Annotated in this window: 23 protein-coding genes; 17 read left to right on the top strand and 6 right to left on the bottom strand. The window is 56.7% G+C overall.

The features are described from left to right. Positions 1 to 327 precede the first annotated feature (327 nt). From AC6I8A_RS14445 to AC6I8A_RS14400, 10 genes are all read left to right on the top strand, one after another. Entirely contained in the window at positions 328 to 933 is a 606-nt protein-coding gene (locus AC6I8A_RS14445) for a DsrE family protein (protein ID WP_008108336.1), read from the top strand. A gap of 23 nt (positions 934 to 956) precedes the next feature. Continuing rightward, positions 957 to 1,565: a DsrE family protein gene (locus AC6I8A_RS14440; protein WP_008108337.1), complete on the top strand. Its 609-nt coding sequence runs from the start codon at positions 957 to 959 to the stop codon at positions 1,563 to 1,565. Positions 1,566 to 1,691: 126 nt separating this feature from the next. Next, entirely contained in the window at positions 1,692 to 2,717 is a 1,026-nt protein-coding gene (locus AC6I8A_RS14435) for a substrate-binding domain-containing protein (protein ID WP_497818699.1), read from the top strand. Then, positions 2,714 to 3,727: an ABC transporter substrate-binding protein gene (locus AC6I8A_RS14430; RefSeq protein WP_497818698.1), complete on the top strand. Its 1,014-nt coding sequence runs from the start codon at positions 2,714 to 2,716 to the stop codon at positions 3,725 to 3,727. Before AC6I8A_RS14435 ends, AC6I8A_RS14430 begins: the two co-directional genes overlap by 4 nt. Beyond that, positions 3,727 to 4,590, top strand: coding sequence for an ABC transporter permease (locus AC6I8A_RS14425; RefSeq protein ID WP_497818697.1), 864 nt, complete (start codon positions 3,727 to 3,729; stop codon positions 4,588 to 4,590). The genes AC6I8A_RS14430 and AC6I8A_RS14425 overlap by 1 nt, the downstream gene beginning before the upstream one ends. Next, complete coding sequence (locus AC6I8A_RS14420) at positions 4,587 to 5,399, top strand: ABC transporter permease (protein ID WP_256697080.1); 813 nt, start codon at positions 4,587 to 4,589, stop codon at positions 5,397 to 5,399. The genes AC6I8A_RS14425 and AC6I8A_RS14420 overlap by 4 nt, the downstream gene beginning before the upstream one ends. Then, on the top strand, positions 5,396 to 6,379 hold the full coding sequence (locus tag AC6I8A_RS14415) for an ABC transporter ATP-binding protein (RefSeq protein ID WP_154155710.1): 984 nt from the start codon (positions 5,396 to 5,398) through the stop codon (positions 6,377 to 6,379). The genes AC6I8A_RS14420 and AC6I8A_RS14415 overlap by 4 nt, the downstream gene beginning before the upstream one ends. A gap of 100 nt (positions 6,380 to 6,479) precedes the next feature. Continuing rightward, positions 6,480 to 7,298, top strand: a complete 819-nt coding sequence (locus AC6I8A_RS14410) for a phosphodiesterase (protein ID WP_497818957.1) — start codon at positions 6,480 to 6,482, stop codon at positions 7,296 to 7,298. Between the two features lie 165 nt (positions 7,299 to 7,463). Then, positions 7,464 to 9,056 carry a sensor domain-containing diguanylate cyclase gene (locus AC6I8A_RS14405; protein ID WP_256697077.1) on the top strand — a complete coding sequence of 531 codons (1,593 nt, stop codon included), beginning with the start codon at positions 7,464 to 7,466 and terminating at the stop codon, positions 9,054 to 9,056. A 65-nt stretch (positions 9,057 to 9,121) separates the two neighbouring features. Beyond that, positions 9,122 to 10,195, top strand: a complete 1,074-nt coding sequence (locus AC6I8A_RS14400; RefSeq protein WP_256697076.1) for an AI-2E family transporter — start codon at positions 9,122 to 9,124, stop codon at positions 10,193 to 10,195. A 34-nt stretch (positions 10,196 to 10,229) separates the two neighbouring features. Here AC6I8A_RS14400 and bcp read toward each other — a convergent pair whose 3' ends face one another. Together bcp and AC6I8A_RS14390 are read right to left on the bottom strand one after the other, a co-directional pair. Beyond that, the gene (gene bcp / locus AC6I8A_RS14395; RefSeq protein WP_008108351.1) at positions 10,230 to 10,697 is read right to left on the bottom strand and encodes a thioredoxin-dependent thiol peroxidase; all 468 of its coding nucleotides are present in this window, start codon (positions 10,695 to 10,697) and stop codon (positions 10,230 to 10,232) included. A 141-nt stretch (positions 10,698 to 10,838) separates the two neighbouring features. After that, on the bottom strand, positions 10,839 to 11,405 hold the full coding sequence (locus tag AC6I8A_RS14390) for a glycine cleavage system transcriptional repressor (RefSeq protein WP_036649519.1): 567 nt from the start codon (positions 11,403 to 11,405) through the stop codon (positions 10,839 to 10,841). A 143-nt stretch (positions 11,406 to 11,548) separates the two neighbouring features. Here AC6I8A_RS14390 and dapA point away from each other — a divergent pair, with 143 nt between their 5' ends. The 6 genes from dapA (at position 11,549) to ypfH (ending at position 18,099) form a co-directional block, all read left to right on the top strand. After that, positions 11,549 to 12,427, top strand: a complete 879-nt coding sequence (gene dapA, locus AC6I8A_RS14385) for a 4-hydroxy-tetrahydrodipicolinate synthase (protein WP_497818696.1) — start codon at positions 11,549 to 11,551, stop codon at positions 12,425 to 12,427. A 14-nt stretch (positions 12,428 to 12,441) separates the two neighbouring features. Beyond that, complete coding sequence (gene bamC / locus AC6I8A_RS14380; protein ID WP_154181593.1) at positions 12,442 to 13,470, top strand: outer membrane protein assembly factor BamC; 1,029 nt, start codon at positions 12,442 to 12,444, stop codon at positions 13,468 to 13,470. 144 nt (positions 13,471 to 13,614) lie between these two features. Then, positions 13,615 to 14,328 carry a phosphoribosylaminoimidazolesuccinocarboxamide synthase gene (gene purC, locus AC6I8A_RS14375; RefSeq protein WP_061718438.1) on the top strand — a complete coding sequence of 238 codons (714 nt, stop codon included), beginning with the start codon at positions 13,615 to 13,617 and terminating at the stop codon, positions 14,326 to 14,328. 174 nt (positions 14,329 to 14,502) lie between these two features. Next, positions 14,503 to 15,372, top strand: coding sequence for a KPN_02809 family neutral zinc metallopeptidase (ypfJ, locus tag AC6I8A_RS14370; protein ID WP_256697072.1), 870 nt, complete (start codon positions 14,503 to 14,505; stop codon positions 15,370 to 15,372). Between the two features lie 26 nt (positions 15,373 to 15,398). Beyond that, on the top strand, positions 15,399 to 17,330 hold the full coding sequence (locus tag AC6I8A_RS14365) for a tRNA(Met) cytidine acetyltransferase TmcA (protein WP_497818956.1): 1,932 nt from the start codon (positions 15,399 to 15,401) through the stop codon (positions 17,328 to 17,330). A 73-nt stretch (positions 17,331 to 17,403) separates the two neighbouring features. Then, complete coding sequence (gene ypfH / locus AC6I8A_RS14360; RefSeq protein ID WP_256697071.1) at positions 17,404 to 18,099, top strand: esterase; 696 nt, start codon at positions 17,404 to 17,406, stop codon at positions 18,097 to 18,099. Between the two features lie 46 nt (positions 18,100 to 18,145). Here ypfH and AC6I8A_RS14355 read toward each other — a convergent pair whose 3' ends face one another. From AC6I8A_RS14355 to AC6I8A_RS14345, 3 genes are read right to left on the bottom strand one after another with little or no spacing between them, the layout of a single operon-like run. After that, positions 18,146 to 18,334 (bottom strand): YpfN family protein, encoded by a 189-nt coding sequence (locus AC6I8A_RS14355; RefSeq protein ID WP_008108368.1) that lies wholly within the window; start codon positions 18,332 to 18,334, stop codon positions 18,146 to 18,148. Positions 18,335 to 18,355: 21 nt separating this feature from the next. Then, positions 18,356 to 19,483, bottom strand: coding sequence for a succinyl-diaminopimelate desuccinylase (dapE, locus tag AC6I8A_RS14350; RefSeq protein ID WP_256697070.1), 1,128 nt, complete (start codon positions 19,481 to 19,483; stop codon positions 18,356 to 18,358). A 1-nt stretch (position 19,484) separates the two neighbouring features. Then, positions 19,485 to 19,853, bottom strand: a complete 369-nt coding sequence (locus tag AC6I8A_RS14345) for an ArsC family reductase (RefSeq protein ID WP_008108371.1) — start codon at positions 19,851 to 19,853, stop codon at positions 19,485 to 19,487. A 406-nt stretch (positions 19,854 to 20,259) separates the two neighbouring features. Between AC6I8A_RS14345 and ypfM the strand changes: the two genes are divergently transcribed. Further along, entirely contained in the window at positions 20,260 to 20,322 is a 63-nt protein-coding gene (ypfM, locus tag AC6I8A_RS14340; RefSeq protein ID WP_139221414.1) for a protein YpfM, read from the top strand. Between the two features lie 147 nt (positions 20,323 to 20,469). Here the strand turns inward: ypfM and acrD are convergent, their stop codons facing one another. Next, on the bottom strand, positions 20,470 to 23,586 hold the full coding sequence (gene acrD / locus AC6I8A_RS14335; RefSeq protein ID WP_497818695.1) for a multidrug efflux RND transporter permease AcrD: 3,117 nt from the start codon (positions 23,584 to 23,586) through the stop codon (positions 20,470 to 20,472). Positions 23,587 to 23,651 lie beyond the last annotated feature (65 nt).

Raw genomic sequence — 23,651 nt, 5'->3', positions numbered from 1 at the left:
TTGGCCCGTTTTATCCATCAGTGATTTTAATCGTGATTGTGGTGTGAAAGGCAATTTGCACAGTAATCATCGGACAGATTTTAAACGCACGTAAACGTATCCCTTCTGAATTATGGCCACAATTTCACGGCCACTCTTTTCTCAACGCCTGCCAAAGCGTCAATCGAAAGCCTTTTTCAATTAACCCTGCTAATTATTTTGCACGCAACCATTCAGCCGGACAGCCCGTCACTACAGGACTTTTGCCATGCTCACGCTGTGGTATAGATAAAGCACTTTATTCAAACGGACTGTGAATTGACGCGCAGTGCATGCCGGAGAGTTTTTATGCGTTCTGTAGTCTCATACGCCCTTATTGCGATTGTCGGTGGCTTTGTTGGCGCCACCGTGAGCAAAGGTGATGACTTATATCAGCGTGTTGTCAGCCATTTTTCTGCCGAACCTACCGATCCCGACGGCTTCTGGAGCACGCCGGCCGTCGACGGCTACGGCAAAATCCATTATGAGCCGGATGCCGCCTTTAAACCGGTGGTGGGTTTAAGCAACAAAGTGGTGTTTCAAATCACCAAAAGTGAAGGAGAGATGACGCGGCCAAATCTTGGTCTTGAACGTGTCGCGCGCGTGGTCAATCTCTATATCGCTTCGGGCGTACCGGCCGACGACCTGCACTTTGTGGTGTCGGTTACGGGTGATGCCACGCCTGCGATGCTGGATAACGCGCATTTCCAGCAGTTCTACAAAGCAGACAACCCCAATCTGGCGCTGATTGGCGCGCTGAATAAGTTGGGCGTGAAAGTTTCAGTGTGCGATCAGTCGGTGGCGTTCCATCACTTCCCGAAAGAGTGGATTGACCCATCGGTGATTCATGCACTCTCCAGCCCGACCACCGTGTCGACGCTGGAAAATCAGGGTTATGCACTCTTACAGATGTAAATCTCAGGCACAGGAGAAGTGAAATGCGTCCAGCATCCTATATCGTTATTGCGGCCCTGGCAGGTTTTGTCGGCGGCAATGTATTACAACTGCCCGATTTGGTCGACAAGGTCAGCGATAAATTTGCCGACAAGAAAACCGAACCGGCTGACTTCTGGAGCACGCCGGCGATCGACGGCTACGGCAAAATCCATTATGTGAGTGTGCCGGACTACAATCCGGCCACCACGCCGGGATTGAGCAATAAAATCGTCTTCCAGATCAACCGTAATGAAGGGGATATTCACCAGGCCAACCTCGGGCTGGAGCGTGTGGCGCGCGTAACCAACCTTTATTACGCGGCGGGTGTACCGCTCGATCAGCTGAAGTTTGTGGTGTCGATCAACAGCGATGCGGTTCCTGCGGCGCTGAACAACGATCAGTTCCGCAAAGCGTACGGCACCGATAACCCGAATCTCAAGCTGATTGATGAGCTGAGAAAAGCCGGCGTGAAGGTGACCATTTGCGATCAGTCGGTGGCTTTCCATCAGCTGGAACGTGACTGGATTGATACGCGCGTCACCCACACGCTGTCGAGCGGCACCACCGTGGCGTCGCTGCAAAACGAAGGTTATGCCTTCCTGATGTTGTAATTCCTGCCTGACAGCAGTTCGCGCTGCTGTCATCTCGCTGTCATTTATCCGCGATGTTGCTGTCACAGTTCGCCGCTAGTTTAAGCGCCAATGAGATCGATCTCATTGGCACTTTACGAGGCGAACATGTCCGATTTAATCAGCGTGGCCAAACTGGCTGGCGTTTCTCGCGCTACCGCTGCACGCGCTTTCTCTGATCCGCATCTGCTACGTGCTGACACGCTGGAAAAAGTGTTGAGCGCATCCGAGCAGCTCGGCTTTCGCCCGAATCACATTGCCCGCCAACTGCGTACCCAGAGTTCAACTACCTTCGGCGTGCTGCTGCCGTCGCTGCTCAATCCAATCTTCGCCCGCCAATTGCAAGCGATGGAGCGGCAGGCGCGTGCCGCCGGTTACGGTCTGCTGGTGGCAACCAGCGATTATCAACCAGAACGCGAAGCGGCGATTGTGGAACATATGCTGAATCAGCGCGTGGCCGGTTTGGTTCTCACCGTTGCTGACGCCGATAACAGCGCCATCCTGCATACGCTGCATCAAGCCAGCATGCCGTTTGTCCTGACGCACAACGTGCCGCAGGAAACCCAATGGCCCGCCATTTGCGTCGATAACCGCCAGGCGATGCAAGAAGCCACTGAACATCTGCTGCAGCTCGGCCATCGCCACATCGGCATGGTGGCCGGGCCGATGCTGCAATCGGATCGCGTACGTCTGCGCTATCAGGGCTATTGCGATGCGATGCAACAAGCCGGACTCGACGCGCTGCCGGTGATCGAAATGCCCAGCCATACCCAATCTGATTTCGCGCTGCTGCAGCCGCAGCTGAGTGGCGACACGCCGCTGAGCGCGGTGATTTGTACTAACGATCTGCTCGCCATCAGCCTGATTGGTGACGCCGCGCGCGCCGGTGTGCGCATTCCGCAGCAGCTGTCGGTGATGGGTTTTGATGGCATCGATATCGGCGAGCACATCGCGCCGTCGCTGGCAAGCGTGACGCAACCCGCCGACATGCTCGGCGCCGGGGCGATCGACATGCTGTTACAACAAGCCAGCCGCGGCACGCGCGTGCTGCCACATCGATTAAGGCTCGGCGCCAGTATCGCCGCGCCAGCAACCGCTTTTTCTTCCATTGCCAATATCAGGGAACCATCATGAAAAAAGTCACCATCATTGCCGGGGCGCTCGCACTGACCGCCGGTTCGCTGTTCAGTAGTTTCACCCAGGCCGCTGAGACGGCAATTTGCTACAACTGTCCTCCCGAGTGGGCGGATTGGGGAACCCAGCTTAACGCCATTGCCAAAGATACCGGGATTCAGGTGCCGCAGGACAACAAAAACTCCGGTCAGGCGCTGGCGCAGCTGGTGGCGGAGAAGGGTAATCCGGTGGCAGATGTGGTTTATTACGGCGTCAGTTTTGGCATCCAGGCGGACAGCGCCGGTGTCATCAGCGGCTATAAGCCCGCGCATTGGGACGAGATCCCAGCCGGAATGAAAGATCCCGACGGCAAATGGGTGGCGCTGCACTCCGGCACCATGGGCTTTATGGTTAACGTCGATGCGCTGGGTGGCGCGCCGGTGCCGCAATCCTGGGACGATCTGCTGAAGCCAGAATACAAAGGGATGATCGGCTACCTCGATCCGGCTAGCGCCTTTGTCGGTTACGTGGCGGCCGTAGCGGTCAACCAGGCGAAGGGCGGCAATATGAATGACTTCACGCCCGCGCTGACGTGGTTCAAAAAATTACAGGCAAACCAGCCAATCGTACCGAAGCAAACCGCCTACGCGCGCCTGATCTCCGGTGAGATTCCCATCCTGCTCGACTACGACTTCAACGCCTATCGCGCCAAATATAAAGATCACGCCAATGTCGCCTTTGTGATTCCGAAAGAGGGCACGGTCACGGTGCCGTACGTTATCAGCCTGGTGAAGAACGCGCCGCACGCAGACAACGGCAGGAAAGTGATCGACTACGTGTTGTCGGATAAAGGGCAGGCGATTTGGGCCAATGCCTTCCTGCGTCCGGTACGTACCTCGGCAATGTCCGCAGAGGCGAAGAAATTCTTCCTGCCAGACAGTGATTATGCGCGCGCGCAAACCGTGAACTATCAGCAGATGGCCGATGCGCAGAAAGCCTTCTCGGCGAAATACCTGAGCGAGATCCGTTAATGTCGATGGCTGACACCCTGGCGGCCTCGCGCCGCCAGATACCTACACAACCGGGCAGCCGCTGGCTGTGGCTGACGCTGCCCGCGCTGCTGTTCTTCTGCGCTTTCTGGCTGCTGCCGTTTGCCCGCCTGTTGCAAATCGGCATGCAGGACGACCGCAGCACCCAGCACAGCGGTTACTGGACGGTGATCACCCAGCCGCACTATCTGCTGAGCCTGCTGAACACCGTGCTACTGTCGCTGGCGGTGACGCTGGTGACCTTGCTGATTGCCGCTATCGTCGGCTGTTTTCTGGCGCGTCAGCGCTTTACCGGGCGCGGCACCTTGCTGGCGCTGCTGACCTTTCCGCTGGCGTTTCCCGGTGTGGTGGTGGGTTTTCTGGTGGTGATGCTGGACGGGCGTCAGGGATTGCTGGCGCAAATCAGCATGAGCCTGGTGCATGAGCGCTGGACGCTGGCCTATTCGCTGGCGGGGCTGTTTATTGGTTACCTCTATTTCTCGCTACCGCGCGCCATCGTCACGCTGGTGGCGGCGAGTGAAAAACTCGATCGCTCGCTGGAAGAAGCGGCGCGTTCGCTTGGTGCCAGCCAGTGGCGCATCACCTGGGATGTGATTGTGCCCGGCCTGCAACCGGCGCTGCTCTCTACCGGTGCGCTCTGTTTCGCCACCAGCATGGGCGCCTTTGGCACCGCCTTTACGCTCGGCACCGATTTGGCGGTGCTGCCGCTGACCATTTACGGCGAGTTCACCAACTACGCCAACTTTGCCACCGCCGCTGCGCTGTCGGTGTTGATGGGCGGATTCGCCTGGCTGGCGCTGATGCTGGCGCGCCGTCTGGCGCAGGCTAGGGAGGCGCAATCATGAAGCGTCGTGGACTGTTTAGCCTGCAACTGTTGATCACCGCCATCACCGCGCTGTTTATGATCGTGCCGGTGGTGCTGTCGATGCTGGCGGGCGTCACCAATAACTATTTTATCGGCCTGCGCAGCGGCTTCACGCTGAAGTGGGTGGAGCAAGTGTGGCAGATGTACGCCGATACCTTCTGGCTGTCGCTGCTGATCGCGCTGTTCTGCCTTTTAGTCACTTTGTTGATTGGCGTGCCTGCCGCGTGGGGATTGCTGAAAGCGCCGGGCCGCTGGGCGGCGCGTATTGAAGAGTGCTTGATGCTGCCGGTGGCGTTGCCCGGTCTGGCGACCGCGCTCGGTATCATTCTGCTCTACGGCCAGTTTTCCGGCCTGCGCGATAGCTGGCTGTTTATCCTGATTGGTCACGTGCTGTTTACCCTGCCGTTTATGATGCGGCCGGTGCTGGCGGTGATGCAGGCGGTGGATATGCCGCGCCTCGAAGAAGCCTCGGCCAGCCTTGGTGCTAGCTTGTGGCAGCGCTTCTTTACCGTGGTGGTGCCGAACTGCCGCAACGGCATTCTGGCCGGTGCTTTTATGGTGATCACGCTGTCGGTGGGCGAATTCAACATCACCTGGATGCTGCACACGCCGCTGACTAAAACCTTGCCGGTTGGCCTGGCCGACAGCTACGCATCGATGCGGCTGGAAGTGGGTTCCGCCTACACGCTGATTTTCATTCTGATGATTCTGCCGCTGCTGCTGATGCTTAATGCCGTGAATCACTGGCTTAACCGCGCGGTTTCGCGCCAACACAAGGAGGCAGCATGAATCCTGCGGCCGTTACCGTGACGCTGCGCGGCTGCGCACGTCACTTTAATCATCATCAGGCGCTGCAACCGCTCGATCTCACCGTTCATGCCGGCGAAACGCTGGTGCTGCTGGGGCCGTCTGGCTGTGGCAAAACCACCACGCTGCGCATTATCAGTGGGCTGGAGAGCTGCGACGTCGGCGGCGAAGTGTGGTTTGACGATCGCAACGTTACCGCGTTGCCGATTGAAAAACGCAACGTCGGCATGGTGTTCCAGAACTACGCGCTGTTCCCGAATCTCAATGTGGCCGAGAACGTAGCGTACGGTCTGAAAGTGCAGGGCGTGGCGCGTGCCGAACGCGAAGCGCGCGTGCAGGAGATGCTGGCGCTGGTGGATCTCACCGCGCTGGCACAGCGCAGCATCGACAAACTCTCCGGCGGGCAGAAGCAGCGCGTGGCGCTGGCGCGCGCATTAGCTGCGCGGCCTAAAGTGCTGCTGTTTGATGAGCCGCTGGCGGCATTGGATGCGCGCCTGCGCGATCGTCTGCGTCTGGAGATCGGCGCGCTGCTGAAGAAGCTGGCGATCACCGCAGTCTACGTGACGCACGATCAACAGGAAGCGATGGCGCTCGGCGACCGTATTGCGGTGATGGAGCAGGGACGTTTGGTGCAAATCGATACGCCGCAGAACATCTATCAGCATCCGGCATCAAAATTTGTCGCCGATTTTGTTGGCGCGATTAACTGCGTGGATGTCGATACACGCGGCAATCCGCAGCGTTTCTGCCGTCCGGAAGATGTGCTGCTGGCCAGCGATGATCGCTATCAGCGCCAGGGCTTTATTGTCGCCAGCACCTTTTTGGGCGCGTCGCAGCGGCTGATGATCGATATCGGGCTGGCCACACCGATTCAGGTGGATCGCCACGCGCGTGAAGCCTGGCATGCCGGACAAGCGGTGAGCTGGACGCTGGCGCAGGACGCTGCGCTGCAGTTTTCATAATCGGTCCGGTCGCCATAAATCTATGTACCGTCGTAGGGTCGCCATTAATGGCGACCGACCTGCGTTTAATATCCAAAGGAAAAAATTCGTGTCTGAAGCAATGACGCTAATCGCACAAATCAGCGATTTACACATCAAGGCCAACGGCCGTTTGTCCTACAAAAAAGTCGACACCCAAGCCGCGCTGCTGCGGGTTATCGAGACGCTAAACCGGCTGGCACCGCGCCCCGACATAGTGGTGATCACCGGCGACCTGGTCGATTTCGGCACGGCAGAAGAGTATCAAACGTTGAAGCAGGCGCTGCGCCAGCTGCAACTGCCGTTTCTGCTGATGCCAGGCAATCACGACGATCGCCAGGCGCTGCGTGCGGCGTTTCCAGATCATCACTATCTGCAGCGCGGTGAAACCCTGAACTGGCAGATGCAAGTGAAAGGGGTGCAACTGCTGGCGCTTGATTCCAGCGTGCCGCAGCAGCCGTGGGGCTATGTGGATGAAGCGCAGTTGCACTGGCTTGATGAGCAGTTGCAGCGCCAGCCGCATTTGCCGACGCTGGTGATGCTGCATCATCCACCGTTTCTCTGCGGCATAGAACATATGGATAACCAACCGCTGCGCAATCCGGCGGCGCTGGCGGCGATTATCCAGCGTCATCCGCAGGTGGAACGCGTGCTCAGCGGCCATCTGCATCGCTCAGTGCAGGCACGTTTTGCCGGTACCCTGGCCTGTGTGGCGCCGGGCGTATCGCATCAGGTGGCGTTTGATCTCGCCGAAAATGGCCCAGCCAATTTTGTGCTGGAGCCGCCGGGCTTCTTGCTGCATCGCTGGCATCCGCAGCAGGGCATGAGCACCCATTTGTGTGCTATCGGCAATTACCCTGGTCCGTGGCCGTTTTACGATGCCAATGGTTTGATCGATTAGCGCCAGCGCAGAGAAAGAAATCGGTATGGCTGACAGGATGCTTCGTGCTCAATTTGCGTTGTGGGTGTACAATCGCCCGTTAGCTCACCAGGGCAAGTGCATCCAACAATAACAAGACTGTCAGGCACACATATTGATGAATCTATCCACTAAGGCCGGCGCGCCATGCTAATGCGCCTGCGGCCAAAAACTGACCTGCGAACGCTGATCGCGCTATTGGCGATCACCAGCATCGTCATCACGCTCGCCAACACCCTGTACGCCACCTGGCGCGTGCAACGTATGGTCCTGATCGAAAGTACACTCGAAGCCAATCGCGCCTACGCCACCAAACTGGCGGCGACCACCGAGGTCTTCTTTCAGCTGGCTCAGTCGCAGCTGCACTACAGCGCGACACAGTTGGGTAATGATTTTGATAATGCCGATCTGTCGCAGCAGGAGGTGAATCGCCTGCGTGAGCAAACCAACAGCTTTAACTCGGTGGCCGTTGTGGACAGCAACGGCATCGTGAAAGCCATTTCACCCGAATCGCTGATGCTAAAAGGCATGCAGCTGACCAGCCAGGCTTCGCGTGAAGCACTGGCGCAGCGTCAGCCGATGGTCAGCAGACCCAGCATCTCCGCCGCCAATAACCTGATTGTGTTTGTCTCCTGGCCAATCTGGAGCAAAGACGGACGCTACCTTGGCTACGTCGGCGGCACCATCTACCTGAAGAAGAAAAGCATCCTCAACGCGCTGCTCGGCGAGCAGTTCTATCGCGATGGCACGCATGTTTACGTGCTGGATCGCAATAATCAGGTGCTCTATCACCAGAACAGCCAGCTCATTGGCAAAAGCGTGCCGGGCATCGTCAGCGATCGCCAGCGCGAAGAGAAAACCAACGGTGAAGTGCAACTGACAGAAGAGAACGTACCTAAGCTGGCCGGTTACGCCATCGTGCCCACCACCGGCTGGATGGTGGTGGCGTTAAAACCGACTGATGTCACACTGGCGCCGCTCACCGGCTTACTGCTGAAAGTGTTGAAAAACTCGGTGCCGTTTGCGCTGCTGACCTTGCTGGTGGCGGTGATTCTGGCGCGACTGATTGCGCTGCCGCTGTGGCAGCTGGCGCGTAAAGCCAGCCAGATGGATTCACAAGGTGTGTCGAGCGAGATTGGCGGCATTCGTGCCTGGTATTTCGAAGCGGCGCAGGTCAAACGCGCGCTGCTTACCGGCATTGGTTTAGTGCAGGACAAAATTGGTCGCCTGAAATCGGAAGTGCAGAGCGATCCCATGACCAATCTGCTTAACCGCCGTGGCCTGAGCGCGGTGCTTGACTACTTCACCACTATGCGCCAACCGTTCTCGGTGCTGGCGCTGGATATCGATCACTTCAAACGGGTCAACGATACCTTTGGTCATGACGTGGGTGATGACGTCATTAAACATGTGGCGCGAACCTTACGCGGCAGCGCACGTCAAACCGATGTGGTGTGCCGTAGCGGCGGGGAAGAGTTCCTGATGCTGCTGCCTGCGACCTCGGTCGAAGATGCGCGTATTCTGGCCGAGCGTGTGCGCATCAGCATCGCGGAAAACTGGATCGATCAGGTCGGCAATGTCACGCTGTCGGTGGGCATTGCCGACTGGCAGCCGGAAAGTGGTTCGCAGGAGCAGAGTCTTAAACAGGCCGATGCCGCGCTCTATCAGGCGAAAAATGCCGGGCGCAACTGCGTGATGATCTCCGGCCAGGATGCGTTGGTCAGTAGCATTACGCATTAATCCCCTCAATCAAATTATCAATCGGTCGCCATGAATGGCGACCCTACGTTCAACTGGAAGTAAAAATGCTCGTTCTGCTTTATCAATGGTACAAACGCCGCTTCAGCGATCCGCAGGCCATCGGGCTGCTGGTGATTCTGCTGGCGGCGTTTTGCATTCTGTTCTTCCTCAGCGGTTTGCTGGCTCCGCTGTTAGTGGCGTTAGTGCTGGCTTATCTGCTGGAGTGGCCAACGGTGCGCTTGCAGCGCGTCGGCTGCAGCCGAACCTGGGCGACCAGCGCGGTGCTGGTGGTGTTTGCCGGTATCTTGCTGGTGATGGTGCTGATTGTCGCGCCGGTGGCGTGGCAACAGGGCATCAACCTGACGCGCGACCTGCCCAACATGCTGAATAAGCTCTATGTGTTTGCTGCTGGGCTGCCGAAGCGTTATCCGGCGCTGGTCGATGCCGGCATCATCGATATCATCGTCGAAAACTTACGTAGCCGTCTTACCGGCCTGGGCGAATCGCTGGTGAAATATTCGCTGGCGTCGCTGGTGGGTTTGATGACGCTGATGATCTATCTGGTGCTGGTGCCGCTGATGGTGTTCTTCCTGCTGAAAGATAAAGAGCAGATGCTGAATGCGGTACGTCGCGTGCTGCCGCGCAATCGCGGTTTGGCGGGCGTGGTGTGGCAAGAGATGAATCAGCAGATCACCAATTACATTCGCGGCAAAGTGCTGGAGATGGTGGCGGTGGGCTTTGTCACCTGGCTGGCGTTCCTGCTGCTGGGCCTCAACTATTCGTTGCTGCTGGCGGTGTTGGTGGGTATTTCGGTGCTGATTCCTTATATCGGCGCAATGGTGGTGACCATTCCGGTGATTGGCGTTGGCCTGTTCCAGTGGGGATTGGGCAGCGATTTCTGGACCATGATCGCCATTTATCTGGTGATTCAGGCGCTGGATGGCAACGTGCTGGTACCGATTCTGTTCTCGGAAGCGGTCAACCTCCATCCGTTGGTGATCATTCTGTCGGTGGTGATTTTCGGCGGGATGTGGGGATTCTGGGGCGTGTTCTTTGCAATTCCGCTGGCGACGCTGGTGAAAGCGGTGGTGCGTGCATGGCCAGAAACCCCGGCGCTCGAGGAGCCGCGCACCGAATAAAAGAAAACGGGTGCGACCTGCGCACCCGTTTACATCAGGCTGATTTCAGATAATCCAGCACAATGTCGTGATGGTTGGAGGTTTTGAAATCGTCGAACACTTTCTCAACTTTGCCGTTGGCATCAATCAGGAAGCTGATGCGGTGAATGCCGTCATAGGTTTTGCCCATAAAGGTTTTTTCACCCCAAACGCCAAACTGCTCGCACACCTGATGATCTTCATCCGATAACAGCGTGAAGTTCAGCAGCTCTTTATCGGCAAAGCGCGACAGTTTCTCGGGCTTATCGGTGCTGATACCCAAAATCTCAACGCTAATCTTTTTCAACTCATCCATGTTGTCGCGCAGTCCGCAAGCCTGCACGGTGCAACCCGGCGTCATGGCTTTTGGATAGAAATAGACCAGAACGCGCTGTCCCTGGAAGTCGGCCAAATTTACTTGTTCGCCGTCCTGATCGGGCAAGCTAAATTTCGGTGCAGTATCACCGGCTTTCAGTGGATTCATCACAACTCTCCATTTTTTCTACATGCTGTGGGTAATACACCATCAAGAGCAAAAGTGCCAGGTGGTGTTTACCGTCAGGGTTATTTCACAACACGGTTTGCCGCAGCGGCAGAGTGTGTGGCGAAATAACCCGGAGCCTGATTAAACGGTGCTGTCAGCATCGTCGGTGACACTATAAAGACGAATTGAGCCTTGTGCATGCAGTTCTTCGCACAGCTGATTGAAAGCCTGCTCGATGGGCGCACTGAACTGATTGGCCGGGCTGTGTGCCGTCATTTGAATATAGAGCGTGGGCGCAACGTCGTCCTGAGCGGGTTGAATCCGCGAGACCAGTTCGGCGATGTTCATTTGATGTTTATCGAACAAATCAGTAAAGCGTTCAATGATGTGCGGTGAATCCGGCACTTCAACCTGCACCCATACGGTGGCGGGCATCGGAGGCGTGACGCGTGCATTGGTGCGCTTCATCACAATCAGCAGTTCCAGCTCGGCCCCTTTCATCGGCAGCGTCGACTCAATCAGGGTAATCGCATTCCAGCTACCGGAGAGCAGCATGATAAAGGTGAACTCATCGCCCAGCATCGCCAAACGGCTGTCTTCGATATTACAGCCGCAGCTGCTGACGTGGCGGGTGATGGTATTGACGATACCCGGACGATCAACGCCCAGTGCGGTGATCACCAGATGGTGAGGCTGTGACTGCGACAAAATGGCATTTCCTGTACGTTCGCTAATAACTATAAGGTAAACATAAAAAAAACTGCTGACAAGCGCGGGAATGGCGTGGCTCGCTTGCTTTTCTTTCAATGTAAAACGTAACATGAGGCACTTGTTTGTCGAGGGGATAGCCCATGTTCACCGGAAGTATTGTTGCGCTCATTACGCCAATGAATGAAAAAGGTAATGTCTGCCGCGAAAGTTTGAAAAAACTGATTGATTATCATGTTGCCAGCGGCACCGCGGCGATTGTTTCTGTTGGCACCACCGGCGAATCTGCCACGCTCAGCCATGACGAGCACGGTGATGTGGTTATGCAAACGCTGGAACTGGCGGATGGCCGTATTCCGGTTATCGCTGGCACCGGCGCAAATGCCACTGCTGAAGGCATCTCTCTGACCAAACGCTTTACCGGCAGCGGTGTTGTAGGCTGTTTGACGGTCACGCCTTATTACAACCGTCCGACGCAGGAAGGCCTGTTCCAGCACTTTAAAGCCATTGCGGAAAGTACCGATCTGCCGCAGATGCTGTATAACGTTCCTTCGCGTACCGGTTGCGACATGCTGCCGGAAACCGTTGCGCGCTTAGCCGAAATTAAAAATATTATCGGAATCAAAGAAGCCACCGGGAACTTATCACGCATCTCACAGATCCAAGAGCTGGTTAATGATGAGTTCATCATCGTCAGCGGCGATGACGCGACGGCGCTGGACTCCATGCAACTGGGCGGCAAAGGCGTAATTTCGGTCACGGCTAACATTGCAGCGCGTGAAATGGTTGAACTCTGTGCCTTGGCGCAACAGGGCAAATTTGCCGAAGCGCGTCGCCTGAATCAGCGTCTGATGCACCTGCACCAGACGCTTTTCTGTGAACCCAATCCAATCCCGGTGAAATGGGCAGCAAAACAGCTAGGATTAATCGCGGATGACACGCTGCGCTTGCCAATGACGCCACTGACCGAAGCCGGTCAGACGAAAACGGCGCAAGCGCTGATTAAAGCGGGTCTGCGATAATTTAGGGAGAATCAATGAGTTATTCAGTTAAGCGCTCGACGCTGGCAACGGTAGTGGGCCTTTCCACCCTGATGCTGCTAACAGCGTGTTCCAACGATCAGCGTTATAAGCGCCAGGTCAGCGGTGATGAATCTTACCTGCAGGCGCCTGAGCTGCACGATTTAAAAGCCCCCGCGGGCATGATTCTGCCGTTGCAGAATGGTGATTACGATGTTCCGCACAGCGTGGCGAAAGGCGCGGTTGGCAAAGAGCTGGATATTCGTCCGCCCGCTCAGCCGCTGGCGCTGTTGAACGGCACACGTGCACAGTTCACCGGTAATACCGGCGTGCTGGCAGTTGAAAGCAGCCGTGGTTCGATCTGGTCGCAAGTGGTTGGTGTGGTTCAGTCGTACAAGTTCCCGATCGCGCAACGTGATGATGCTGGCCAACAGCTGACTACCGATTGGGTGCAGTGGAACCGTGCTGATGAAGATAACCAGTATCGCGGTCGCTATCAGATCAGCGTACAGAATCAGAGCTATCAGCAAGTGCTGACCGTTCGTCTGCTGGAACTGCAGCAGTCTGGTCAGGCGGTGACGTCTCCGGCACAGATTCAACGCTATACCGGCCAGATGTTGAACGACATCAGCACCGGTCTGGATAAAGTGGATTCTGCCAGCCAGGATGCGGCGGCAAATCGTGCGACCGGACAGATTGATGTGCAGAGCGGCGCGGATGATACCGGTTTACCGCTGTTGATTCTGCGCGCACCGTTTAACGTCACCTGGCAGCGTTTGCCAGCGGCGCTGAAACGCGTGGGCATGGAAATCACCGATGACAACCGTTCGCAGGGCAGCCTGAAAGTGACCTACAAACAGCCGGGCAGCGGCGTGTGGGATCAGATTGGCGCCAAAGATCCAGAGCTACCAAACGGCGATTACAAATTGCAGGTTGGCGATCTGGATAACCGCAGCAGTCTGCAGTTCATCGATCCGAAAGGTCACGTGCTAACCCAGGCGCAGAACGACGCGCTGGTGCAGGTGATTCAAGGCGCGCTGAAATAAATTGCCAAAGGGCCGGAGATTCTCCGGCCTTTTTGTTTTGGATTTGGCATAATAGCGCCCGGCGAAGTAAACGATTGCGTCACGCAATCGGCGCGCGGTGAAACACCGCTGAACACGGGTTCTTTCATGTTTGGAGTTAACAAGATGCAAAAGCGAGCTGAGTTGTATCGCGGTAAAGCGAAAACCGTATACAGCACCGATAATCCGGATCTGCTGGTACTTGAATTCCGCAACGATACGTCAGCAGGAGACGGTGCACGAATCGAGCAGTTTGATCGCAAAGGCATGGTAAACAATAAGTTTAACCATTTCATCATGACCAAATTGCAGGAAGCGGGCATTCCGACCCAGATGGAAGCGCTGCTGTCGGATAACGAAGCGCTGGTGAAAAAGCTGGAGATGGTGCCGGTAGAGTGCGTGGTACGCAACCGTGCGGCAGGATCGCTGGTAAAACGTCTGGGCGTGGAAGAGGGCATTGTGCTCAATCCACCGCTGTTTGATCTCTTCCTGAAAGATGACGCCAAACACGACCCGATGGTCAACGAATCCTACTGCGAAACCTTCGGCTGGGTGAGCAAAGCGAATCTGGCACGCATGCAAGAGCTGACCTTCAAAGCTAACGAAGTGCTGAGCAAACTGTTTGATGACGCAGGTTTGATCCTGGTCGACTTCAAGCTGGAGTTTGGTTTGTTCAACGGCGAAGTGGTGCTGGGCGATGAGTTCTCGCCAGATGGCGCACGTCTGTGGGACAAAAACACCATGGACAAAATGGACAAAGACCGTTTCCGTCAGAGCCTCGGCGGCCTGGTTGAAGCGTACGAAGAAGTTGCACACCGTTTAGGTGTCAAGCTGGACTAAGTTCGTCCACCTCTCCCGTAAGGTCGTCATTTATGACGACCTTTTTTATGCCCGCAATATAGCGTGTTCAGGTCGGCATGAATGCCGACCCTACGGTGTTCTGCAACGACAACACTGGTGCTTCCTGCTGCCGCCAACTAAAATCATGCCAAACATGTTTAAAGGAGTTAGACCATGCGCTGGCAAGGGCGTCGTGAGAGCGACAACGTAGAAGATCGACGCAATGATTCACCTGGCCTTGGCGGCGGCGGTGGACGACAAATTCGCATTCCACGCGGCAAAGGCGGCCTTATCTTGCTGGTGGTGGTCGCCGTTGCCGGCTATTACGGCTACGACCTCACCGCGCTGCTGGAAGGCGGCGGCAGCGTCGCGCCCACGTCGCAGCAGCGACAGGTGAATAGCGCGCAGAGTAACGAAGATGCTAAATTCACCTCGGTGATTCTGGCGACCACCGAAGATACCTGGAGCAAGCTGTTCCAGCAGATGAACAAACAGTACGTGCCGCCGAAGCTGGTGATGTATCGCGGGGCGACGCGCACCAACTGCGGTACCGGCCAATCGGCGATGGGGCCGTTTTATTGTCCTGCCGACCAAACTGTTTATATCGATTTGTCATTCTACGATGATATGAAAAACAAACTCGGTGCCGGTGGCGACTTTGCGCAAGGCTATGTGATTGCGCATGAAGTCGGCCATCACGTACAAAAACTGCTGGGCATTGAGCCGAAAGTGCGTCAGATGCAGCAGGGCGCGAGCCAGGCGCAGGCGAATCAGCTGTCGGTGAAAATGGAGCTGCAGGCGGACTGCTTTGCGGGTGTTTGGGGCCATTACATGCAGCAGCAAGACATTCTCGAAGTGGGCGATCTGCAGGAAGCGCTCAACGCCGCTGAAGCGATTGGTGACGATCGTCTGCAGCAGAAAGGTCAGGGCCGCGTGGTACCGGACAGCTTCACGCACGGCACCTCTCAGCAGCGTTACACCTGGCTGAAACGCGGTTTCGATAGCGGCGATCCTGGCCAGTGCAACACCTTCGCTAGCAAGTGATCCCCTTGATTGAACAAACGGCGGCGATGCAGCGTGCGGGCATTCGCCGCCTTTGCGTTATAGCGGGTGATGCGGAGTGGGCGCAGCAGCAAGCCATTAATCGGCGCGCCGCGCTGTCCGGCGACTGGCTGACGGTGAGCGACAGCGCTGATTTCCCGCAGGCCGTCGCGCCTGGAGCTTTACGTACCTTACTGGGCCGTGAATTCCAGCACGCAATATTCGATGCGCGCAGCGGTTTTCACGCCGAAGCTTTTGCCGCGCTGGCCGGAACCCTGCGCGCGGGCAGCTGGTTGTTGCTGTTAACGCCTGCCTGGGAAAGCTGGCCCAACCAAACCGATGCCGACAGCCTGCGCTGGGCGGATGTCGCGGAGCCGATCGCCACGCCGCACTTTATCCACCATCTGCAATCTCTGATGCTGCAAGATGCGCAGGTGATGTTGCAACGTCAGCATCAAGCGGTGCGTTATCCCGTGGAAACGCATCTGCCCGACTGGCGCTGCCGGGCGCCGCAGCAGCAGGCGCAAATCCTCGAACAGCTTGAAGCGATGCCGCATGGCGTTGCGGTGATCACCGCCGCGCGCGGTCGAGGAAAATCCGCGTTGGCCGGCATGCTGGCGCAGCGCAATCAACACTGTTTAGTCACGGCGCCAGCCAAAGTCTCCACGGCGGTGCTGGCAGAGTTTGCCGGTGAGTATTTCAGTTTCATGGCGCCTGATGCCATCCTCGCGCAGGAAAATCCGCCTCAGGCGCAGTGGCTGATTGTCGATGAAGCTGCCGCCATTCCCGCGCCGATCCTGCAGCAACTGGTGCAACGTTTCCCGCGCGTGCTGCTTATTACCACCGTGGAAGGTTACGAAGGCACCGGACGCGGCTTTATGCTGCGCTTCTGCGCCACCTTGCCGGATGTGCGCCTCTTCCAGCTCGACGAGCCGTTGCGCTGGTCGCCAAACGATCCGCTGGAGCAGTGGCTCAGCCAGGCATTGCTGTTTGAAGATGCGCAGGAGAGCAATATAAGCGGTGAGATCGCGATTTATCCAGCCACACCAGAACACAATCTCCAGGCGCTTGAGGCGGGATATCGCCTGCTTGCCAGCGCGCACTATCGCACTTCGCCACTGGATTTGCGGCGCATGCTGGATGCGCCCGGCATGCGCTTATGGTTGGCAGGTGAAGCCGATCAGGTAACTGGCGCGCTGTGGTTGGTGGAAGAGGGCGGATTAGATCAGCCATTGGTCGATGCGGTGTGGGCCGGTTATCGCCGGCCGCGCGGCAATCTGGTGGCGCAATCGCTGGCGGCCCATGCCGGTTTCGCGCAGGCGGCGACGCTGCGCTCACAGCGCATTAGCCGAATCGCGGTGCAGGCGTCACAACGTCAGCGTGGGATTGGCAAAGCATTGGTGGCCACCGCACGTCAGCAGGCGCAGGGCTGTGATTATCTCTCCGTGAGTTTCGGCTACACCGAATCCTTGTGGCACTTCTGGCGCGCCTGCGGTTTTACGCTGGTGCGTATTGGCTCGCAGCGCGAAGCCAGCAGCGGCTGCTATGCCGCGATGGCGATGCTGGCAACATCTGCGGCAGGTGAAGTTCTACAACAGCAGGCAGCGCAGCGCCTGGCGCGGGATTGGCCGTGGCTGCGAGATATCATCGAACTGCCTCTAACGCTGGCAAGCGATGCCAGCCAGCAGCTCAACGACGATGACTGGACGTTCCTGGCCGGTTTTGCCTGGGCACAGCGCCCGTTTGAAGCCAGTTATGCGGCGCTACAGCGGCTGGTGCGCCAGTCTCCTTCACCGCTGTTGAATGCCATCCTGCTGCAAAAACAGACGCTAACCCAAGCCGCGCAATATGCCGGTCTCAGCGGGCGTAAAGCCTTGATTAACCAGCTGCGATCGGAAGCTGCCGCAGCACTGATTCACCTTAATCCCGATGCCGCGCAGCGGCTGCGTTCATTGCAATAAATCCATTATCTCGTTCAAATTTTCCCGATATCTCTGCGCGTGTAGCGGCGTATAGTGATGTGAGGAGGATCTTATGGCACTACGATATGTAATTGTTCAGCAACCCAGCAGTGCAGCACAGCTGTTCCTGCTGTATCACGGCATCAACGACAACCCGGATTCAATGGCGCAGATTGGCAGCTGGTTCGCGAAGGCGTTCCCGCAGGCGCTGGTGGTGTCGGTCGGCGCACCTTACGCGGGCAGCATGCCGCAAGGACGTCAGTGGTTTGCCGATATTCCGCCACACGATCGTTCGGAACAGCAGGGCGTGGATGCGATCATGCCTGAATTCGTGGGATCGGTGCGTCACTGGCAGCAGGAGAGCGGCGTGCGTGCCGAAGCAACGGCGCTGGTGGGTTTTTCACAGGGCGGCATCATGGTGCTGGAAGGCATAAAAGCGCAGCCGGATTTAGCCGGACGCGCGATTGTCTTCAGCGGTCGCTATGCCACGCTGCCGCTGCGGGCCAGCACGCGCAACACCATTCATCTGATTCACGGTGATTACGACGAACAGGTCCCGCTGCAACGGGCCGAAGAGGCGAAGCAACGTCTGATGTCCTTGGGCGGTGATGTCACGCTGGATGTGGTGGAAGATTTACCGCACGCGATTAACGATCGCAGCATGGAGCTGGCGCTAAATCATTTGCGTTATACCGTACCGCGTCGTTACTTCGATGAGGCGCTAAGCGGTGCCAGGCCGGGCGATGATGATGTGGTGATGATGATGTAGCAGAAAGCGTAACGGCGCGATTTTCGCGCCGTTAGCTATATGGAGGTTATTTCTTTTTCGGCCAGTCGTCTTCGTCATCCCATTTATCGTTGAAATCACGATGTGGCGGCAAAGTCGGTTTGTTATCCATGAATTTTTTATGATCGATACGTTTTAGGTCTTTGTAAACGTTCATCAAAATACCAACCATCAGCAGGATCACCAGGATCCACCAGTACTCTTTAAAGAATTCCATCCCCTTTCTCCTTCTGCGCGCTTAAGCGATCAGCTGTTCCATGATGCGCTGATACATACGGCTCAGCATCTGCAAATCTGACGCTTTCACGCACTCATTGATCTTATGAATGGTGGCGTTCACCGGGCCCAGTTCCACCACCTGCGCACCCATGCGCGCGATAAAGCGCCCATCGGAGGTGCCGCCGGTCGTCAGTAACTGCGGCTTAATCTCATTATAGTGCGTCACAGCGTTTACCACGGCATCCACCAGCTTACCGCGTGAGGTCAGGAACGGCTGACCGGAAACATTCCACTCTAGCGTGTAGCGCAGCTGATGGCGATTGAGCAGTTCCGCCACGCGATCTTTGATCATCTGATCGGTCAATTGCGTACTGAAACGGAAGTTGAACTGCACAAAGAATTCGCCAGGAATCACGTTGTTGCTGCCGGTGCCGGCCTGCACGTTGGCGATCTGCATGCTGGTCGGCGGGAAGAATTCATTGCCTTCATCCCACACGGTTTCCACCAGCTCATTCAGCGCCGGCATGGCGCGATGCACCGGATTATCCGCCAGATGCGGATAGGCCACGTGGCCCTGCACGCCGTGAATGGTGAGATTCGCGGTCATCGAGCCGCGACGGCCATTCTTCACCACATCACCCACGATTTCGGTGCTCGACGGTTCGCCGACCAGGCAATAATCCATGCGTTCGTTGCGCGCCATCAGGCGTTCAACCACTTTCACCGTACCGTTAACCGCGCTGGCTTCTTCATCGGAGGTAATCAGAAACGCCAGACGACCTTTATGCTGCGGATTAGTGGCAACAAAGCGTTCCGCTGCCACCACCATCGCTGCCAGCGAGCCTTTCATATCTGCCGCGCCACGACCAAACAGCATGCCATCGCGGATGCTCGGTTCAAACGGCGGGCTGATCCAGCGGTTGGCGTCGCCCGGCGGGACCACATCGGTATGACCGGCAAACGCCAGCGTTTCGCCCTGGCCGCGCGTCGCCCAAAAGTTCAGCGTATCGCCAATGTGCATCGGCTCAACGCTGAAGCCGATGGCTTCCAGACGCGCAATCAGCAGCGCCTGACAACCGGCATCATCCGGGCTGAGAGACGGGCGACGGATAAGCTGCTGAGCCAGCTCAATAACCGGACAGAACATGTTATGACTTCTCCTGGATAAAGGCGGAATAAAGTGAATCGTTGAAGCCGACCAGCAGATCGCCATTCGGTGCGGCTAACACCGGACGCTTGATGATGGCAGGTTGCGCCAGCATCACCGCTTTGGCGCTGGCGGCATCGTTTACCGCATCGCGTTCGGCTTCCGGCAGCTTGCGCCACGTGGTACCGCGCGTGTTGAGCAGCGCCTCATAACCGAGCTGATCGATAAACGATTGCAGCAACGCGTCATCAATGCCATCCACGCGATAGTCATGAAAACAGTAGTCGATACCGGAAGACGCTAAATAGTTGCGTGCTTTTTTAATCGTGTCGCAATTTTTAATTCCGTACATCACCCACTGCGCTGTCATCGCTTATTCCCGTTTAGTAAAAAAATAAAGCGCGAGTTTACCACAGCGCTCTAAGGGCTGTGAGCGCTGACGGCGAAAGCCTGCCTGATTCAGGTATTTTTCATGACTCTTTTGCCGTTATAAAACTTATTACTTAGGGCCAGGAAGCGCTTTCACTTACGCACTCAATAATTGCCTGCGACATCATTAAGCCACTAAGGATTATCCTAATCACCATTTTCTGCTATGCGATTTAAGTCAGGTATTTTTCCTGACGCATTATAGAGTTGCTGAAATGTGCGTCAGTACGCAATTTCAGCAGATTGAAGATTTTCGACGCTTTTGCCGATAGTGATAACAGGTGGGAACGTATTCACCTGTAGAAAAAAACGGCGTAGAATTGCCGCTACAATAAGAGAGGATTTTTATGGTCGACACCGAAATGGGAAACTGGAAAGAATTCATCGAAGCGATGTTACGCAACAAGTAACGCGTGAAGACAAAAGCAGGGCATTTCCCAACTTGCTGTGATTCTTACCACACACAACAATAAAGCCGCCATGACGTTCATGGCGGCTTTTTTTGTAGGGTCGCCATTCATGGCGACCGAATAAATACACGCAGCGGAATGGCATGCTTAATCGTGCGGCTTCTCTTTCAGTGGGAAGCGGCGGCGCACCACCACAAAGAACAACGGCACAAAGAAAATCGCCAGCACGGTAGCGGAAATCATCCCGCCCATTACGCCGGTACCTACCGCGTGCTGGCTGCCGGAACCCGCACCGCTGCTGATCGCCATCGGCAGCACGCCGAAGATAAACGCCAGAGAAGTCATCAGGATCGGGCGCAGGCGCTGACGTGAGGCTTCCAGCGTCGACTCCATCAGTTCGCGCCCTTTGCTGTTGATCTCATTGGCGAACTCGACAATCAAAATGGCATTCTTCGCCGACAAGCCGATCACCGTAAGCAAGCCCACCTGGAAATAGACATCGTTCTCCAGCCCGCGCATCCAGGTTGCCACCAGCGCACCCACGACGCCGAGCGGAACCACCAGCATCACCGAGAACGGAATTGACCAGCTCTCATACAGCGCCGCCAGACACAGGAACACCACCAGCAGCGAAATCGCATACAGCGCGGGCGCCTGCGAACCGGATAAGCGTTCCTGATAGGATGCGCCGGTCCACTGGAAGCCGACGCCGAGCGGCAGCTGACCAACCAGTTTTTCCATCACGTCCATCGCTGTACCGCTACTGACGCCGTTCGCCGCTTCACCGACAATCTCCAGTGCGGAGTAACCGTTGTAACGCTCCAGACGCGGTGAACCGGTTTGCCAGTGGCTGGTGGCGAAGGCGGAGAAGGGCACCATGCCGCCGCTGCTGTTACGCACGTACCACTTGTTGACGTCTTCCGGCAGCATGCGGAACTCTGCCGCTGCCTGCACGTAGACTTTCTTCACGCGGCCGCGATCGAGGAAGTCATTGACGTAGGTCGAGCCCCATGCGGTGGTTAAGGTGTCATTAATGGTATCCAGCGACACGCCCAGCGCCTGCGCTTTGCGCTGGTCGATATCAATCTGCAACTGCGGGCTGTCGTCGAGGCCGTTGTGACGTACGCGCGACAGCGCCGGATTGCTGTCGGCCAGCTCCAGTAACTTGTCACGCATCGCCATCAACTGCGTGTGGCCGATGCCACCGTGATCCTGCAGCTCCATATCGAAGCCAGACGAACTGCCCATGCCGGTAATCGCGGGTGGACTGCTGGCGATAACGCGCGCTTCGTTGATCTTGTGGAAGGCTTTGGTTGCGCGCTCAATGATGGCGAAAGAGGTGCGATCGCTGCCCGGACGCTCTTCCCAATCTTTCAAACGAACGAACAGGCGCGCCACGTTCTGGCCGTTACCGCCGGGACCCGCACCGATGGTGGAGAACACCGAGACCACATTGTCCTTCTCCTGGGTCATGTAGTAGTTCTCGACCTTCGCCACCACGTTCGAGGTTTGCTCCAGCGTTGCACCGGCAGGTAATTGCACCTGCGTCAGGAACACGCCGCGATCTTCCAGCGGCAGGAACGAGGTGGGCAGACGGATAAACAGGAACGCCATCAGGCCGATAATCGCGAGATAGAGCAGCAGCCAGCGACCGCCTTTGCGCAGAATTTTGGCGACGCCGCGCTCATAACGTTCCGCGCTGGCGTTGAAGGTGCGGTTAAACCAGCCGAAGAAGCCACGACGACCGTGATGATGACCTTGCTCCAGCGGTTTCAGCAGCGTGGAACAGAGCGCAGGCGTCAGAATCATCGCCACCAATACCGACAGCACCATCGCCGAAACGATAGTGATCGAGAACTGGCGATAGATGGCGCCGACGGTGCCGCCAAAGAACGCCATCGGCACAAACACCGCCGACAGCACCAGCGCAATACCGACCAGTGCGCCCTGAATCTGCCCCATCGATTTACGCGTGGCGGCGCGCGGCGACAGACCTTCTTCGCTCATGATGCGCTCGACGTTTTCCACCACTACGATGGCGTCATCCACCAACAAGCCGATGGCGAGCACCATGGCGAACATGGTGAGGGTGTTGATGCTGTAACCAAAGGCATAGAGCACCGCAAAGGTGCCGAGCAGCACCACCGGCACGGCGATGGTTGGAATCAGCGTGGCACGGAAGTTTTGCAGGAACAGATACATCACCAGGAACACCAGCAGGATCGCTTCCAGCAGGGTTTTCACCACGTCTTTAATCGAGGCCTTCACGAACGGCGTGGTTTCATAGGCGACTTTGGCCTCCAGCCCGTGCGGGAAGTAGTGCGACAGCTCAGCAATGCGCGCGCGCACCAGTTTGTCGGTGTTCATCTCATTGGCACCGGAAGCCAGCTTAATGCCGAGCCCCGAAGCCGCCTGACCATTGTAGCGGCTGAGGAAGTCATATTTTTCCGCGCCCATCGCCACTTCCGCCACATCGCCGAGCGTCACTACCGAGCCGTCGCTGTTGGTTTTCAGCGTCACCGCTTTGAACTGCTCAGGCGTTTGCAGCATCGACTGCGCATTTACCGTGGCGTTGAGCGCTTGCTTGTCAACCGACGGCAATCCGCCGACCTGACCCACCGCGACCTGCGCGTTCTGTGATTCAATCGCGCTCACCACATCTTCGGTGGTCAGCGCGTAGGCAATCAGCTTGTTGGGATCGAGCCAGATGCGCATCGCATATTGCGAGCCGTAAGCATCAACCTGACCGACGCCATCGATACGGCTGAGCGGATCCTGAATGTTACTGGCGACATAATCTGAAATATCCTGTTTGTCCATACTTCCGTCGGTGGAGACGAAGGCAATCATCAGGATATTGCTATCACCGGTTTTATTCACCGTCACGCCTTGTGACTGTACCGCTGCAGGCAGTTTACGCAGCGCACTTTGCAGCTGGTTTTGCACCTGCTGGCGCGCTTCATCAGGATTGGTGCCAGCGGTAAAGGTGAGGGTGATTTGGGCCTGGCCGGTGTTGCTGCTGTTGGAGGACATGTACATCAAATTATCGATGCCGGTCATGTTCTGTTCGATAACTTGCGTGACGGTGTTTTCCAGTGTTTCTGCGGATGCGCCGGGATAGTTGGCGGTAATACGCACGTTGGGCGGTGCGAGGTCGGGATATTGCTCAATCGGCAGCGAGATGATTGCCAGTGTGCCGCACAGGCAGAGCAAAATAGACAGAACCCAGGCAAAAATGGGGCGGTCGATAAAAAAATTCGACATGTAACCGACACTCCTCAACTGCGTATTTTTTACTTTTATTATGATGAGCGCGATGCGCGGATGGC

This window comes from Pantoea sp. X-Soil-ISGK-275, assembly GCF_059730795.1.
Note: the sequence above shows the minus strand (reverse complement) of the source record. Positions and strands in the feature narration are given on the sequence as shown.